This is a genomic window from Actinokineospora xionganensis (genome assembly GCF_014323725.1).
GTDB lineage: Bacteria > Actinomycetota > Actinomycetes > Mycobacteriales > Pseudonocardiaceae > Actinokineospora > Actinokineospora xionganensis.
Genome location: NZ_JABVED010000016.1, coordinates 1 through 14,461, shown reverse-complemented (window position 1 = coordinate 14,461; position 14,461 = coordinate 1). Strand labels below are relative to the sequence as shown.

At 71.1% G+C, this 14,461-nt stretch carries 18 protein-coding genes; 9 read left to right on the top strand and 9 right to left on the bottom strand.

All coding sequences use genetic code 11. From position 1 onward, the window contains the following. Positions 1-20: 20 nt before the first annotated feature. On the top strand, positions 21-860 hold the full coding sequence (locus GPZ80_RS24685) for an aminoglycoside phosphotransferase family protein (protein ID WP_187223471.1): 840 nt from the start codon (positions 21-23) through the stop codon (positions 858-860). Between the two features lie 32 nt (positions 861-892). Here GPZ80_RS24685 and GPZ80_RS24680 read toward each other — a convergent pair whose 3' ends face one another. Then, complete coding sequence (locus GPZ80_RS24680; RefSeq protein ID WP_187223470.1) at positions 893-1,153, bottom strand: hypothetical protein; 261 nt, start codon at positions 1,151-1,153, stop codon at positions 893-895. On the opposite strand from GPZ80_RS24680, the gene GPZ80_RS24675 reads away from it, so the two are divergent. The 3 genes from GPZ80_RS24675 to GPZ80_RS24665 all read left to right on the top strand — a co-directional run bounded on the left by GPZ80_RS24675 (position 1,146) and on the right by GPZ80_RS24665 (position 3,471). Further along, positions 1,146-1,445, top strand: coding sequence for a hypothetical protein (locus GPZ80_RS24675; RefSeq protein ID WP_187223469.1), 300 nt, complete (start codon positions 1,146-1,148; stop codon positions 1,443-1,445). The genes GPZ80_RS24680 and GPZ80_RS24675 overlap by 8 nt on opposite strands. A 255-nt stretch (positions 1,446-1,700) precedes the next feature. Next, positions 1,701-2,942 carry a magnesium transporter MgtE N-terminal domain-containing protein gene (locus tag GPZ80_RS24670; RefSeq protein ID WP_376771716.1) on the top strand — a complete coding sequence of 414 codons (1,242 nt, stop codon included), beginning with the start codon at positions 1,701-1,703 and terminating at the stop codon, positions 2,940-2,942. Next, positions 2,935-3,471 (top strand): DUF1003 domain-containing protein, encoded by a 537-nt coding sequence (locus GPZ80_RS24665; protein WP_187223467.1) that lies wholly within the window; start codon positions 2,935-2,937, stop codon positions 3,469-3,471. Before GPZ80_RS24670 ends, GPZ80_RS24665 begins: the two co-directional genes overlap by 8 nt. 8 nt (positions 3,472-3,479) lie before the next feature. Here the strand turns inward: GPZ80_RS24665 and GPZ80_RS24660 are convergent, their stop codons facing one another. Then, positions 3,480-3,932 (bottom strand): MarR family winged helix-turn-helix transcriptional regulator, encoded by a 453-nt coding sequence (locus GPZ80_RS24660; protein ID WP_187223466.1) that lies wholly within the window; start codon positions 3,930-3,932, stop codon positions 3,480-3,482. Positions 3,933-4,091: 159 nt separating this feature from the next. Between GPZ80_RS24660 and GPZ80_RS24655 the strand changes: the two genes are divergently transcribed. Continuing rightward, positions 4,092-5,237, top strand: a complete 1,146-nt coding sequence (locus GPZ80_RS24655; RefSeq protein ID WP_187223465.1) for an Mrp/NBP35 family ATP-binding protein — start codon at positions 4,092-4,094, stop codon at positions 5,235-5,237. A 225-nt stretch (positions 5,238-5,462) separates the two neighbouring features. Further along, a complete protein-coding gene (locus GPZ80_RS24650; protein WP_312880553.1) occupies positions 5,463-5,903 on the top strand; it encodes an HIT family protein in 441 nt (146 codons plus the stop codon). On the opposite strand, the gene GPZ80_RS24645 is transcribed toward GPZ80_RS24650, so the two are convergent. From GPZ80_RS24645 to sigE, 5 genes are read right to left on the bottom strand one after another with little or no spacing between them, the layout of a single operon-like run. After that, complete coding sequence (locus GPZ80_RS24645) at positions 5,904-6,515, bottom strand: response regulator (RefSeq protein WP_312880552.1); 612 nt, start codon at positions 6,513-6,515, stop codon at positions 5,904-5,906. It abuts the gene before it with no gap. 20 nt (positions 6,516-6,535) lie between these two features. Then, positions 6,536-6,916, bottom strand: a complete 381-nt coding sequence (gene tatB, locus GPZ80_RS24640) for a Sec-independent protein translocase protein TatB (RefSeq protein WP_187223464.1) — start codon at positions 6,914-6,916, stop codon at positions 6,536-6,538. 44 nt (positions 6,917-6,960) lie between these two features. Beyond that, entirely contained in the window at positions 6,961-8,676 is a 1,716-nt protein-coding gene (locus GPZ80_RS24635; protein WP_246477450.1) for a S1C family serine protease, read from the bottom strand. A gap of 39 nt (positions 8,677-8,715) precedes the next feature. Beyond that, entirely contained in the window at positions 8,716-9,297 is a 582-nt protein-coding gene (locus GPZ80_RS24630) for a zf-HC2 domain-containing protein (RefSeq protein WP_187223463.1), read from the bottom strand. Positions 9,298-9,325: 28 nt separating this feature from the next. After that, positions 9,326-9,898 carry an RNA polymerase sigma factor SigE gene (sigE, locus tag GPZ80_RS24625; protein WP_176926794.1) on the bottom strand — a complete coding sequence of 191 codons (573 nt, stop codon included), beginning with the start codon at positions 9,896-9,898 and terminating at the stop codon, positions 9,326-9,328. 244 nt (positions 9,899-10,142) lie between these two features. Between sigE and GPZ80_RS24620 the strand changes: the two genes are divergently transcribed. Then, the gene (locus GPZ80_RS24620) at positions 10,143-10,769 is read left to right on the top strand and encodes an O-methyltransferase (RefSeq protein WP_312880551.1); all 627 of its coding nucleotides are present in this window, start codon (positions 10,143-10,145) and stop codon (positions 10,767-10,769) included. A gap of 21 nt (positions 10,770-10,790) precedes the next feature. Here the strand turns inward: GPZ80_RS24620 and glgC are convergent, their stop codons facing one another. After that, positions 10,791-12,008: a glucose-1-phosphate adenylyltransferase gene (gene glgC, locus GPZ80_RS24615; protein WP_187223462.1), complete on the bottom strand. Its 1,218-nt coding sequence runs from the start codon at positions 12,006-12,008 to the stop codon at positions 10,791-10,793. 142 nt (positions 12,009-12,150) lie between these two features. Here glgC and glgA point away from each other — a divergent pair, with 142 nt between their 5' ends. Together glgA and GPZ80_RS24605 are read left to right on the top strand one after the other, a co-directional pair. Continuing rightward, positions 12,151-13,323: a glycogen synthase gene (glgA, locus tag GPZ80_RS24610; RefSeq protein ID WP_187223461.1), complete on the top strand. Its 1,173-nt coding sequence runs from the start codon at positions 12,151-12,153 to the stop codon at positions 13,321-13,323. Positions 13,324-13,340: 17 nt separating this feature from the next. Beyond that, positions 13,341-13,844, top strand: a complete 504-nt coding sequence (locus GPZ80_RS24605) for a GtrA family protein (RefSeq protein ID WP_187223460.1) — start codon at positions 13,341-13,343, stop codon at positions 13,842-13,844. On the opposite strand, the gene GPZ80_RS24600 is transcribed toward GPZ80_RS24605, so the two are convergent. After that, positions 13,769-14,461 (bottom strand): leucyl aminopeptidase family protein (locus tag GPZ80_RS24600; RefSeq protein ID WP_222719818.1); only part of this gene is annotated, 693 nt, incomplete at its 5' end. The genes GPZ80_RS24605 and GPZ80_RS24600 overlap by 76 nt on opposite strands.

The window sequence follows — 14,461 nt, the reverse complement described above, 5'->3', positions numbered from 1 at the left end:
GGACCGCCATTGTGGCCACCATGACACCGAAGCTGATCGTCCCGACGGACTTCGCCGACGGTTTCGACGCCCCTGAGGAGCGGGCGTGGATCACGGGCCTGCCCGACCTCGCGGCCCGCTGTCTGCGGCGATGGGACCTGACCCTCGACGGCGACCTGACGTACGGCTACGCCGCGCTGGTGCTGCCGGTGCGCCGGGCCGACGGGACTCCGGCGGTGCTGAAGCTGCCGTGGCCGCACGAGGAGGCCGAGCACGAGGCGCTCACGCTGTCGCTGTGGGACGGCGACGGCGCGGTCCGGCTGCTGGCCCATGAGCCCTCCGACTGGTCGATGCTCCTCGAACGCCTCGACCCCGGCACCGACCTGATGGACGTGCCGATCGACGAGGCGATCGACGTCATCGCCGGGTTGATGCGCAGGCTCGACCGCCGCGCCCCGCCGGTGGTCCGCTCGGTGCGGGAGAAGGCGCTGCGCTGGGCAGACGAGATGGAGCGCTCCGACAGCGACGTGCCGCGCGAGTTCGTGGAGCAGGCCGTGGCGTACTGCCGGGAGCTGGGCCCGAAGTCCGGCGACCGGCTGGTCAACGAGGACCTGCACTACGAGAACGTGCTGCGCGCCGAGCGCGAGCCGTGGCTGGTGATCGACCCGAAGCCGGTCGCGGGCGATCGTGAGTTCGGCCTGATCGCCCTGCTCTGGAACCGGCTCGACGACCCGCGGGCGCGGCTGGACGCGGTCGTCGAGGCCACCGGGACCGACTGGGACGTCGCCCGGCGGTGGGCGTTCGTCCGGGCGATCGACACGTGGATCGACCAGGACGACCACGCGGACGCGGAAGCGGTGGCCCAGGCCATGGCGCACTGAAATCTCGGCCATGGACACCCGGTCGGAGGGCATTAGTGTCCGGGTGTGATCGTGGCCCGCTTCGACATCGAGACGCTGTCCGGCGTCCGGCTGTCGGCCTCACCCGCGATCGAGGCGATGACCTGGCTGCGGCTGGCCGCCACGGCGGGTCCCACCCGGTGTTCGGCGACCCGGGCGCGGCGGCGCGGTTCGCCCTGCGCGACCCGGATGTCGCCATGGTCGCCCGCACGCTGGGCGACCCGACGAAGGGCCTGCCGGACCTGCTCACCCCCAAAGCCCGAGCGGGTGCCCACCGACCGGATCCTGGACGCGCAACTCGTGCGGATGGCGGCGACACCCGGGGCGGTCGCGGCGGGCCAGCTGCCGGCGGGCGCGGGCGACCCGCGCGTGCGGGCCGCGGTCGACGCGGGCGAGTTCGCCGCCCGCGCCGCGAACGGGATGGCCAAGTTCTGGGCGTGCGCGATGCGCGAGGAGCTGGCCGGTCTGCGGGAGGGCCTCGACGCCGACCTCGACCACCGCGCCCGGATCATGGCCCGCGAAGGGGTGGCCGCCGCACGGGTCGGGTCTGGTCGCCAAGAGCCGTGACCAGCGGTCGGTGCTCTATCGGCGAACCGAGGTCGGCGACGCATCCGGTGAGAAACAGCACGGCCGGGGCTGGTCAAGCCCCGGCCGTACCCCCAGTGGCACGGCGCCAGCACACCGCATCCGAAGACCAGGGCGAAACGATTCGACGCTCGTCGAATCCTGGCCGGGCTCGCAACCGCCGCGCGTGACCGGCGCACCGAGCGCCGCGGCGCGCTGGGCAGGCGGTTGGCGGCTAGCCTGGCGATCGTGGGAGGAATCGGCAAGATCTTCGTGGCGCAGCTGCTGGGCCTGCCGGTCTTCGGGCCGGACGGCGAGTCCATCGGCAAGATCCGGGACGTGGTGGCCGGGCTGCGAGTGGACCGGCAGCCACCGCGGGTCCTGGGCATGGTCGTCGAGTTGCTGACCCGCAGGCGGATCTTCGTGCCGATGCTGCGGGTCACCTCGATCGACTCGAACGCGATCACCCTGGCCACCGGCTCGGTCAACATGCGGCACTTCCACCAGCGGCCCAACGAGGTCCTCGTCGTCGGCCAGCTGATGGACGCGCGGGTCGAGATCGTGGCGAGCGGGACGCAGGCGATCGTCGTCGACACCGCGATGGAGCCGACCCGGACCCGCGACTGGGTGCTCGGGCGGGTCGCCATCCGGGAGCGCACCGGGCGGCTGGCGCGGCGCGGGCCGCTGCAGGTGCTGCCATGGGCGGAGATCCGCGCGCCGGGCATCACCGAGCTGGCCGGGCAGCCGCAGAGCGCCCACCGGCTGCTCGCGGTCTTCGACTCGATGCGCGCCGCCGACGTGGCGACCGCCCTGCAGGACCTGCCCGCGAAGCGGCGCTACGAGGTCGCCGACGCGCTCGACGACGAGCGGCTCGCCGACGTCATCGAGGAACTGCCCGAGGACGACCAGAAGGACCTGCTGACGCACCTGCACGAGGAGCGGGCCGCCGACATCCTCGAGGCGATGGACCCCGACGACGCGGCCGACCTGCTCGCCGAGCTGTCGGAGACGTACAAGGACCGGCTGCTGGAGCTGATGGAGCCCGAGGAGTCCGAGCCGGTCCGCAGACTCATGAAGTACTCGTTCGACACCGCGGGCGGGCTGATGACCCCGGAGCCGATCGTGGTCACCCCGGACGCGCCCATCGCCGAGGCGCTCGCGCGCGTGCGCAACCCGGACAACACACCGGCACTGGCCAGCATGGTGTTCGTGTGCCGCCCGCCGTCGGCCACGCCCACCGGGCGCTACCTGGGCTGCGTCCATATCCAGCGGTTGCTTCGCGAACCGCCGTCCGACCTGGTGGCCGGGGCCGTCGACAAGGAGCTGACCAGTCTGCGACCCACCGACTCGCTGCTGGAGGTCACCCGGTTCTTCGCCACCTACAACCTGGTGTGCGCGCCGGTCGTCGACGACGAGGAGCACCTGCTCGGCGCGGTCACCGTCGACGACGTGCTCGATCACCTGCTGCCCGAGGGCTGGCGGGAGCGCGCCAATGCCTGAGCCCATCTATCGCCGACGCCTCGACCAGCCGCGCAGGCCGCGGACGCTGCGGTTCGAGATCGACCCGGAGGCGTTCGGGCGGTTCTCGGAGCGGCTGGCCCGGTTCTTGGGCACCGGCAAGTTCCTGTTCTGGCAGACCATGGTCGTGCTCGCGTGGATCTCGATGAACCTGGTCGCGGTGTCACTTCGCTGGGACCCGTATCCGTTCATCCTGCTCAACCTGGTCTTCTCCACCCAGGCCGCATACGCCGCCCCGCTGATCCTGCTCGCCCAGAACCGGCAGGACGACCGCGACCGGGTGTCGTTGGAGGAAGACCGCGCCCGGGCGTCGCAGACCAAGGCCGACACCGAGTTCCTGGCCCGCGAACTCGCCGCGCTGCGGCTCGCGATCGGCGAGGTCGCCACCCGGGACTACCTGCGCGGGGAACTGGACAAGCTGCGCGGCGACCTCAAGGCCACCAAGAAGCCCCGCCCCCGCGCCCCCGCCCAATCCATGCGCGACGACCCCCGCTGGGACGACGACACCTGACCCGCGGGTCAGTCGATGAGTTTGGCGCAGAGGGAGCCCATGTCGTTGAGCTCGTCGGTGTCGAATTTGGCGACGAAGTGACGCGAAACACCCGCCAGGTGCGTGCGGGCGGCGGTGCGGAGTGTGTCTAGGCCCTCCGGGGTGAGCGTCGCCACTACGCCGCGGCCGTCGCCCGCCACCCGTTCGCGGGAAACCAGCCCCACCCGCTCCAGCCGGTCGACCAGTCGGGTCACTCCCGAGCGCGACAACAGGACGGCGTCAGCCAGCTCGGCCATCCGCAGCTTGCGGTCGGGCGCCTCCGCGAGCTGGACCAGCACGTCATATCCCCCAAGGGAAAGCCGCTGCTCGGCGACGAGTTCGGCTTCTAAAACACGAGTGATCTTCGCGTGGGCGCGCAGGAAGGTGCGCCACGCATGGAGTTCTTCACGGGTGGGCCGGGCGGACTGGTCCGGCACGGTCAAGGTTCCTCCTGATTGCGTTCCTCGCGGCCCTCGGGGTCGAACTGGCTAAGGCTGAGCGGGGGATCGATGTTACGGAATGCGATTGGCTCGACGCGCAGTGCCCTGTGGCGCCCGCCATCCGCACGAAAGCGGCGGGCTACTCGGTCGTAGCATGGTCTGGTGACCACAACGGAGCAGGTTCCCAGCGTCGAGACAGTGCGTGCCGCGCTGGCGAAGGTCGAGGACCCCGAGATCCACAAGCCGATCACCGAACTCGGCATGGTCAAGGGCATCACCGTGCACGACGACGGCAAGGTCGACGTCGCGGTGTACCTGACCGTCGCGGGCTGTCCGCTCCGGGACAAGATCACCAAGGACGTCACCGCCGCCGTCGCCGCACTGCCCGGCGTGACCAGCGTGGCCGTCGAACTCGACGTGATGAACGACGAGCAGCGCACCACCCTCCGCAAGTCGCTGCGCGGCGACAGCGAGGAGCCCCGCATCCCGTTCGCCGAACCGGGCTCGCTGACGCGGGTGTACTGCGTCGCGTCCGGCAAGGGCGGGGTCGGCAAGTCCAGCGTCACCGTCAACCTCGCCGTGGCCATGGCCGCGCGCGGCATCAAGGTCGGCATCGTCGACGCCGACATCTACGGCCACTCGATCCCCCGCATGGTCGGCACCAGCGAGAAGCCGACCAAGGTCGAGAAGATGATCCTGCCGCCAGAGGCGAACGGCGTGAAGGTCATCTCCATCGGCATGTTCACCCCCGGCAACACCCCCGTGGTGTGGCGCGGCCCGATGCTGCACCGAGCGTTGCAGCAGTTCCTGGCCGACGTCTTCTGGGGCGATCTGGACGTGCTCCTGCTCGACCTGCCCCCGGGCACCGGCGACATCGCGATCTCCGTCGCCCAGCTCATCCCGAACGCGGAGATTCTCGTGGTGACCACCCCGCAGCAGGCCGCCGCCGAGGTGGCCGAGCGGGCGGGTGCGATCGCCCTGCAGACCCGACAGCGGATCGCGGGCGTCATCGAGAACATGTCGTGGCTGGAAATGCCCGACGGCTCCCGGATGGACCTCTTCGGCACGGGCGGCGGCCAACTCGTGGCGGAATCGCTGTCCCGCGCGGTGGGCTCCACGGTGCCGCTGCTCGGCCAGGTGCCGCTCGACCCCCGTCTGCGCGAAGGCGGCGACTCCGGCCAGCCCCTCGTGAAGTCGACGCCGGACGCCCCGGCGGCGAAGGTCCTCGACGAGATCGCGGGCAAGCTGTCGATCCGCGCCCGCGGTTTGGCAGGCCGGATGCTGTCGGTCAGCCCCGCGGGCCGCTAGCCCGAGCCTCACACGACGACAACGCGGCACTGACACCACCGCCCCCTCAACAGGCTGAACCTCCGGCCCGTCGGGGGCGGCTGTCATCCCACCCCACCCACAACGCAAGGGGCAACCCAACCGGCCTTTTTGGGTGGAGTGGTTTCTTCGTAGGGGCCCGAAGAAACCACTCCACCTGAACAGGCACCACCCCGCCAGCAGCGGGGCCGTGCATAGTCTGAAGGCGTGGCTGAGGGATGCCTGATCTGCGCCAAGCACCGCGGGGAAGGCCCGCTGGTCGGTCCCCAGATCTGGGCTGACGAACACGTGATCGTGTCGCACCAGCCGGTAGGAGACGACGCAACGACCGTCCTGGGGTACCTGTTCGTGGAAAGCCGTCGCCACGCCCCCTCGTTGGACGCGCTGACCGAAGTCGAGGCTGGGGCCGCGGCCAGAGCGGCCTGGCGGGCGGCTCGTGCCCTTCGGGCTGAGTTTGACCCCGAGTTCGTCTTCTCCGCGATCGTCGGTCGCCGGGTCGCCCACTTCCACCAGCACCTGTTCGTCCGCCACCGGGGCACCCCAGAGCACTACTCGTGGATGGAGAGCGCGGAATGGCCGGGTGCGAAGCGCGGTGGCGTCGACGAGGTTGTCGAGTTGTCCGCGCGGTTGGCGCTTCAGCTGGGCTGATCAGCTGTTTGCCTTGACCAGTCCCGATTCGTAGGCCGCGATCACCAGTTGCGCCCGGTCTCGCGCCTGGAGTTTCGCCAGCAACCGGCCGATGTGAGTCTTCACAGTCGCCTGGCTCAGCACCAACCGTTGCGCGATCTCCGTGTTCGAACTGCCGCGGGCGATCAGGGTCAGCACTTCTCGTTCCCGCTCGGTGACACCGGTCAACTCCCGCGGCGGCGCGGAAGGTCCTGGTAGGCGGGCGAATTCGGTGATCAGTCTGCGGGTCACCGACGGCGACAGCAGGGCGCCGCCCTCGGCCACGCGGTGAATGGCGGAGAGCAGGTCGCCGGGCGGGGTGTCCTTGAGCAGGAACCCGCCGGCCCCCGCCCGCAACGCGGCGTAGACGTACTCGTCGAGGTCGAAAGTGGTCAAGATCAGGACGCGGCAAGGGAAATCCGCCAGGCGGCGGGTGGCCTCGATGCCGTCGACGTCGGACATGCGGATGTCCATCAGCACAACGTCCGGGTTCTCGCGCCGGACCACCTCGACCGCTTCGGCGCCGGTGGCCGCCTCGCCCACGACCGTCAGGCCGGGGTCGGACTCGACGCCTGACCGACCCGGGAACGGCACCCTCGGGTGCCTTTCCCGGCTCAGGTGGCGTCGGGGTCGAACGGGGACTGCTGCGGGCCTGCCTTCGGCGGGTCCACGGGCTTCGCCGGGATGGCGGGCTGCGGGGCGTGGCCGTTGGGCTTGACGCCGTTGTCGTTGTCGCCGAAGAGATGGTTCGCGACCAGCGTTTTCGGATCCAGGCCGCGAAGTTGCTGCAGGTCCTGCAGGGGTTTGCGGAGCTCGTCGTACTCGGGGCCGAGTTCGGATTTGAGCTGGTCGCGGGCGCCGGTGGCGTATTCGCGGACCTTGCGCACGGTCCGGCCCACCCAGGCCGCGGCGTCCGGGAGGCGTTCGGGGCCCAGGATGAACAGGCCGGCCACGCCGAGCACCAGGATCTCGGCCCAACCGATGCTCTCGAACACCCTTACCTCCGAATTCGCCAACCGTCCCCGCCCAGGTTATCCCGTCAATCTGACTGCAGGGTTACCTGAATGGTCAGCTCTTGGCCCTGTCTGGCCAACACGACCGGAACGGTTTGCCCGGGCTGGTGGCTGCGGACCGCCACGGTCAGCTCGGCGGCGTTGCGGACCTGGCGGTCGCCCAGCTTGCGGATGACGTCGCCCTCGGCGATGCCCGCCCGGGAGGCGGCGCCGCCTTCGGTGACGTTGACGACCTGGGCGCCCTCGGCCGTCTCCGCCGACACCGACCGGACGTTCGCGCCGAGGTCGGCGTGCTTGACCTTGCCATCGCGGATGATCATCTCGGAGATCCGCTTGGCGTCGTTGGACGGGATGGCGAAGCCGAGGCCCACACTGCCGGTGTTGCCCGAGCCGCTGCTGCGGATCGCCGAGTTGATGCCGACCAGCGCGCCGGTGGAGTCGACCAGCGGACCGCCGGAATTGCCCTGGTTGATCGAGGCGTCGGTCTGGATGGCGTCGTAGGTGATCGGGGCCTGCCCGTTGTCGCCGCCCGCGACGACCGGGCGGTGCAGGGCGCTGACGATGCCCTCGGTGACGGTGTCGGTCAGGCCGAGCGGCGAGCCGACGGCGATGACGGCGTCGCCGACCTTGAGGTCGTCGGAGTTGCCGAACTGCAGGACGGTCGGGTTGGTGACGGCGACCTTGATGACGGCGAGGTCGGTCTTCGGGTCGGTGCCGACGAGCTTGGCCTCGGCCCGGGTGCCGTCGGTGAAGACGGTGGTGATCTTGGCTTTGTCGTCGGCGCGGCCCTCGAGGGTGACCACGTGCCAGTTGGTCACGATGTAGCCCGCGCCGTCGATGAGGACGCCGGAACCGGTGCCGCCGCCCTGTTCCATCCGCACCTCGATGGACACCACGGCGGGCCGCACCCTGGCGGCGATGTCGGACACCGAACCGGCGGGGCGCTCCTTGCCCGCTTCGGCTTGGGCGAGGGTGACGTCGCTGGTCAGGGCGTCGCCGCCGCGGGCGACGACCCACCCGACGAGACCGCCGACGGCGCCGATCAACAGCGCGACAAGGCCAAGGATCCCCAGGGCGAGCGGCTTGACGCGCCTGCCGAAGAGCACCTCGGTGAGGCTGAGCTGACCACCCGGCGGGCGCTTGGCAGCGCCTTTCGTGTCGTCGGGTTCGCGGTCGAGGGCCGGTGGGCCGATGACGGCGCCCGCGGCCGGGTCGCGCCACGGGTCGAAGCCGTCCTCGGTCCACATCGGGTCGTCCTGGGGGGCCGCGCCGGGCAGCCCCGGGGGGCGCTGGAGCACGACAGCGGAATCGCCCGGGGGCCTGCCGAAGGCGCTGCTGAGCGACTCCGGGGGCGGCGGTGTGGAAGTCAGGTTGCCGAGCGGCGCGGGCGCGGGGGCGGTGGGTGAGAACGCGCCGTCGACCCCGGCGGGCCTGCCGAAGACGGCGGCGGCGGACGGGTCGACCGCGGGTCGATCGAGCGGCCGGGGCCCGACTCGCTGCTGATAGTCGGTGGCGGGCGGATCCAGGCGCGCGTCTCGGTCGAGGACGGGCTGGGTGACGGTGGGGTCGACCGGATGCGTCGAGCCCGCGGGCACTGTCTGCTGACCGGATGGCACCGCGCCATCGACCACCTGGGTGGCTTCCGAGTCCGGACTGGCCCCCGGGCCGCGGTCAGCCGCGGTGGGCTGGGGCGGTGCGGAGGTGTTCGCGGCCTGGGTCGGGTCCGGGTTGTGCTCGCTCATCACTGCTCAGGATGCCCGCCGACCGGTTAAGTGCGCGTACTAGCGGGAGGGGACGGTGCCGAAGTGGGCGTTCAGTTGGCCGCCGACGAAGCCCGCGGGTTCGGCGTCGGAGCCGAAGTTGGGGTCAGCCGGGCCCTCGGGGCCGCCGGTGTTGACGAAGGCGAGCGCGCCAAGGACCAGGCCGGACACCACGACGCCCGCGCCCTGTGCGGCGCGTCTTCCCGGGCGGCGGCCCAGGACGTTGCGGCTCTCGCCGAGTTTTGGGGACGAGCCCAGCGGCACGCTGCTGCCGAAGGCGGCCCGGTCGGTGCGCTGGACGGCGACGAGCTGGCCGTCCTCGGTGACCGCGAGGCCGTCCGGGGTGGCGGGCAGGTCGACTTCCTGCGGGATCGCCCGCAGCGACGCGAGCAGACCCGCGGGCATGGCCGGGGTGTCGGCGGCGCGGACCGCGGCGCGGGCCTGGCGCTGGGCGTTGATGTCGGCCGCGCACCACGGGCACTTGGCCAGATGCGAGGTCACCCGGTCGACCGCGGTGCGCGACAACTCGCCGTCTACGAAAGCGACGACGGCGTCGGGCAGCAGGTGCTGTTCGGGCAGCCCCCAGCCACGCTCAAGGCTCATCGGTTCGACTCCGTGGTCGAGAGGGTCATCACAGGCCTTCCCGTGCGAGCTCGCGGCGACGCTCGAGCGACGCGCGGAGGGCCTGGCGGCCCCGGTGGATCCTGCTTCGCACAGTACCGAGCTTCACCCCGAGGGTGGCACCGATCTCCTCGTAGGAAAGGCCTTCGACGTCACACAGGACCACCGCGGCGCGGAACTCGGGCGGCAACTCGTCGAGCGCGGCCTGCAGGTCCGGGTCGAGATGGGTGTCGGAGTAGACCTGCTCGGGGCTTGGGTCGTCGCCGACGAGCCGGTCGGTGTCCTCGGGCAGGCCTTCCATGCGCAGCCGGGAGCGGCGCCGGGCCATGTCGAGGAACAGGTTCGTGGTGATGCGGTGCAGCCAGCCCTCGAACGTGCCGGGCTTGTAGGACGCCAGCGACCGGAAGACGCGGATGAACGTCTCCTGGGTCAGGTCCTCCGCGTCGTGCGCGTTGCCGGAGAGGCGGTACGCGAGGCGGTAGACGCGGTCGCCGTGTTCGCGCACGACCTCGTCCCAGGACGGCGGCGTCCAGGCCGGGGCGTCCAAGCCGACCGGCTTGTTGTCCAGGACCGTCTCGCTCATCGGCTGCGTCTGCATCGTGGGGATACGCACCTCCTGAAGGCTGTGTTGCCCACTGCCGGTTCCAACGTGCGTGTCGCCCATCTTGTTCCCCCTCCACGACAGATTCCCCGTCTTGGCGATCAGCATTCAGCACGCCCATGTGGCGACCGTGAGAGTCGGCTGAGACCTGCCTGAGAAAACCGGTGACGTGCTCCACGGCAAGGTTCACCCGATTTTGGGACTTCCCTCGCTAGTCTGCGTCCCTGTGGGACCGGAAACCGCGGCTGAGCTCAGCGACTATGTCGAGGCATACCTCGCCGATGACGAGGTGCTGGCCGCCGCACGGGCCCGCGCCGTGGCCATGGGCTGCCCGCCCGCGAGCTCAGCCACCTGTGCCGCGCTGCGCTTCCTCGCCGCGGCCCTGCAGGCCAAGGCCGTCGTGGAGATCGGCACGGGTACCGGTGTGAGCGGCCTGTCACTGCTGCGCGGGATGGCCCCCGACGGCGTCCTGACCTCGATCGATGTCGACCCGGAGCACCAGGCTGTCGCCAAACGCGCCTTCTCCGACGCGGGCGTGGCGCCCGGCCGCGCCCGGCTGATCATGGGCCGCGGGGTCGACGTGCTGCCCCGGCTGACCGACGGCGGCTACGACCTGATGTTCGCCGACGCCGCCAAGGCCGACTACCTGACCTATTACGCCCAGGGTGTGCGCCTGCTGCGCCCCGGCGGAGTGCTTGCGTTCGACGACGTCAACGCCGCGGCCGACCCCGCCCGCCGCGACGTCGAGAGCACGGCCCTGCGCGACGTCGCCAAACTGGTGCGCGAGGACGACCGGCTGGTCCCGCTGCTGCTGCCGACGGGCGACGGACTGCTGGTCGCGGCCAAGATCTAGTGTCCCGAGTCGGGACACTAGCTACTCCGCGCGGACGCCCTTGCCGAGGACGACGACCCCGTTCGCGCTCACCGTGTACTGCTGGCGGTCGGCCTCCTGGTCGACACCGATGCGCGCGCCGTCGGCGACGATCACGTTCTTGTCCAGGATCGCGCGCCGCACGGTCGCACCCTTTCCGACCCGCACGCCCGGCAGCAGCACACTGCCCTCGACCACCGCGCCGTCCTCGATCACCACGTCCGCGCTGATCACCGAGTCGACCACGGACGCGCCGGAGATGATCGCCCCCGGGCCGACGATCGACTCGACCGCGGACCCCAGGTTGACGAACTTCGCGGGCGGCAGCGGCGGCGTCGCGGTCCGGATCGGCCACCGCTGGTTGTAGAGGTTGAACACCGGGTGCACGGAAACGAGGTCCTGGTGGGCCTCGTAGTAGGCGTCGAGCGTCCCGACGTCGCGCCAGTAGCCGCGGTCGCGCTCGGTGGCACCTGGGACGTCGTTGTCGTCGAAGTCGTAGACGTGCGCGGTGCCCGCGTCGACGAGCATCGGGATGATGTCGCCGCCCATGTCGTGCAGCGAATCCGGGTTCGCCGCGTCCGCGCGAAGAGCGTCGAGGAGCGCACTGGTCGTGAACAGGTAGTTGCCCATGGACGCGAACGTCACGTTCGGGTCGTCGGGCACCGACGGCGGGTCGGCGGGCTTCTCCAGGAACCGGGTGATCCGGCCGTCGGCGCCGGAGTCGATGCAGCCGAACGCGCGCGCCTCGGCACGCGGCACCCGGATCCCCGCGACGGTGACACCCGCGCCGGAGTCGATGTGCCGGTCGAGCATCTGCTCGGGGTCCATCCGGTAGACGTGGTCGGCGCCGAACACGGCGATGTGGTCGGGCGCTTCGTCATAGACCAGGTTGAGCGACTGGAAGATCGCGTCGGCGCTGCCGGTGTACCAGCGCGGGCCGAGCCGCTGCTGCGCCGGGACCGGGGTGATGTACTGCCCGAGGACGCTGGAAAGCCGCCAGGTGGTGGAGATGTGCCGGTCGAGCGAGTGCGACTTGTACTGGGTCAGGACGCACAGCTGGTGGAAGCCACCGTTGACCAGGTTCGACAGGACGAAGTCGACGAGCCGGTAGTTGCCCCCGAAGGGCACGGCGGGCTTGGCGCGGTCGGCCGTCAGCGGCCAGAGCCGCTTGCCCTCCCCGCCAGCCAGCACGATGCCTAGTACGCGCGGCCGGCCCTTCACGTCTCGACCCTAACCGGCCGCCCCGGACCCCGGCCACCGCTGACACGCCGGCCAGGCCCCTCGTCGCCGCACGTTCACCCATGCGCCGCAATGCGTTCCGCCGACTACCCGCGACTCGGGCCCTGGACCTAACCTGGCTCGCGTGCACATCGGATTGCTGACGCGCGAGTACCCGCCGGAGGTCTACGGCGGCGCCGGCGTCCACGTGGGGGCCCTGGTGCCCCGGCTGCGTGGGCTGGTCGACGTCGACGTGCACCGCATCGGCGGACCGGTCCCGGGGGCCTTCGCGCACGCCCCGCTGCCGGACCTGTCCGCGGTGAACCCGGCCCTGGGCATGCTCTCGGCCGACCTGGCGATCACGGCGGCGACCGCGGGCCTGGACCTGGTCCACTCCCACACCTGGTACGCGAACCTGGCCGGGCACCTGTCGTCCATGCTGCACGGCGTGCCACACGTGGTCACCGCGCACTCGCTGGAGCCGCGCAGGCCGTGGAAGGCCGAGCAGCTCGGCGGCGGCTACCGGCTGTCCTGCTGGATCGAACGCACGGCGTACGAGTCGGCGGCGGCGGTCATCGCGGTCAGCGACGGCATGCGCGCCGACGTCCTGGCCTGCTACCCGACGCTCGACCCGGCCCGAGTGCACGTGGTCCGCAACGGCATCGACACCGCCGAGTACCACCCGGTCACGGAGACGGACGCGCTGGTCAGCGAGGGTATCGACCCGGCTCGGCCGATCGTGGCGTTCATCGGCCGGATCACCCGCCAGAAGGGGGTCGGGCACCTGATCGCCGCCGCCCACCGGATCGACCCGGCGGCCCAGATCGTGCTGTGCGCGGGCGCCCCCGACACACCGGAGATCGAGGCCGAGACCCGCGCGGCCGTAGCCGAGCTGGCCGAATCGCGCGAAGGGGTCTTCTGGATCCAGCGGATGCTCGAACAGCGCGAGGTCCGCCAGGTGCTCAGCCACGCCGCCGTGTTCGTGTGCCCCTCGGTCTACGAGCCGCTGGGCATCGTGAACCTGGAGGCGATGGCCTGTGGGACGGCGATCGTGGCCTCCGATGTGGGCGGCATCCCCGAGGTGGTCGCCGACGGTGTCAACGGCCTGCTCGTGCACTACGACGAGGCCGACACCGAGACCTACCGCGCCGGACTGGCTGACGCGGTCAACCGGGTGCTCGCTGACCCGGCACGGGCGGCCGCGATGGGCGCGGCGGGCCGCGAGCGGGCCGAGCGGGAGTTCTCGTGGACGACGGTGGCGGAGCGCACGGTGGCCGTCTACGCGAGCGTGACCGCTGAGAAACCAGTCAGGAAGTAGCGCTTACTGTGTTCGGTGTGGAGGGTCGACTGGTTCGCTGGGTCCTGCGGCACCGGCTGCGGTTCAGCAAGTACGCGGTCGCCTCGCTGGTCGCGACCGGCATCACCCAGCTGGTGCTGTACGGGCTGTATTCCGGCGGCCTTGACGCGACGTCGGCCAGCACGATCGGATTCGTCGCGGGCGCGGTCCCGCACTTCGTGATGATCCGCTGGTGGGCGTGGGGACAGCGCGGAATGCCGAGGCTGACCAGGCAGGTCGTCGGCTATCTCGTGGTCACCGGACTCGGCGGGTTCGTCTCGGTGGGGCTCACGACCCTCGCCGAGCTGGTGTTCTCGCCGCTGGTGGTCGACCGCGACGCCCGCACCCTGGTGTTGATCATGGCTTACCTGCTTGGCGGGCTGCCGGTGTTCGTGGCGAAGTTCGCGTTCCTGGACCGCGTGTTCGGTCAGGAGTACGAGGCCACCAGCTCGACGAGCGTGCGCGCGGCGAACCCGGTGGCGCCGGGTACCACGTCGTCGTAGGACTTGTCCGACCGCGCCGGGCCCGCGATGTCCAGGTGCGCCCACGGGGTGTCCCCGGTGAACTGGCGCAGGAACAGGGCCGCGGTGATGCCGCTGGGGCCGCTCGGGCACTGCCGGATGTCGGCGACCTCGCTGACCACGGCCTCGGCGAACTGGTCTTCGAGCAGCGGCATCCGCCAGAAGGCCTCGCCGACCCGCTCTCCCGCTTGCCTCAGCCGCTCGGCCAGGGCGTCGTCGGTGGCGAACAGGCCCGCGGTGCGCGTGCCGAGGCTGACCTTCATCGCGCCGGTCAGGGTGGCGACGTCGACCAGCAGGTCGGGCTTGAGCGTCGCCCGCGCGTAGGCCAGCGCGTCGGCCAGGACCATGCGGCCCTCGGCGTCGGTGTTGGTGACCTCGGTGGTGGTGCCGCCGTAGTGGGTCACGATGTCGCCGGGCCGGTACGACGACCCGGATACGTGGTTCTCGGCGCACGGCACCAGCCCCGTGACCCGCACGGGCAGGCCAAGGGTGCCGATCGCGATCATCGCCGCGATGACGGCGCCGCCACCGGCCATGTCCGTGCGCATCAGGTGCATGCCGTCGGCGGGCTTGATCGAGATGCCGCCGGTGTCGAAGGT

What these genes read in the sequence shown, in the direction of transcription:
- GPZ80_RS24665 (WP_187223467.1), top strand. Translation starts at nt 2,935, where the DNA reads ATGCCTGAGCCCATCTATCGCCGACGCCTCGACCAGCCGCGCAGGCCG.
- GPZ80_RS24685 (WP_187223471.1), top strand. Translation starts at nt 21, where the DNA reads ATGACACCGAAGCTGATCGTCCCGACGGACTTCGCCGACGGTTTCGAC.
- GPZ80_RS24630 (WP_187223463.1), bottom strand. Translation starts at nt 9,297, where the DNA reads ATGAGCCTTGAGCGTGGCTGGGGGCTGCCCGAACAGCACCTGCTGCCC.
- sigE (WP_176926794.1), bottom strand. Translation starts at nt 9,898, where the DNA reads ATGAGCGAGACGGTCCTGGACAACAAGCCGGTCGGCTTGGACGCCCCG.
- GPZ80_RS24635 (WP_246477450.1), bottom strand. Translation starts at nt 8,676, where the DNA reads ATGAGCGAGCACAACCCGGACCCGACCCAGGCCGCGAACACCTCCGCA.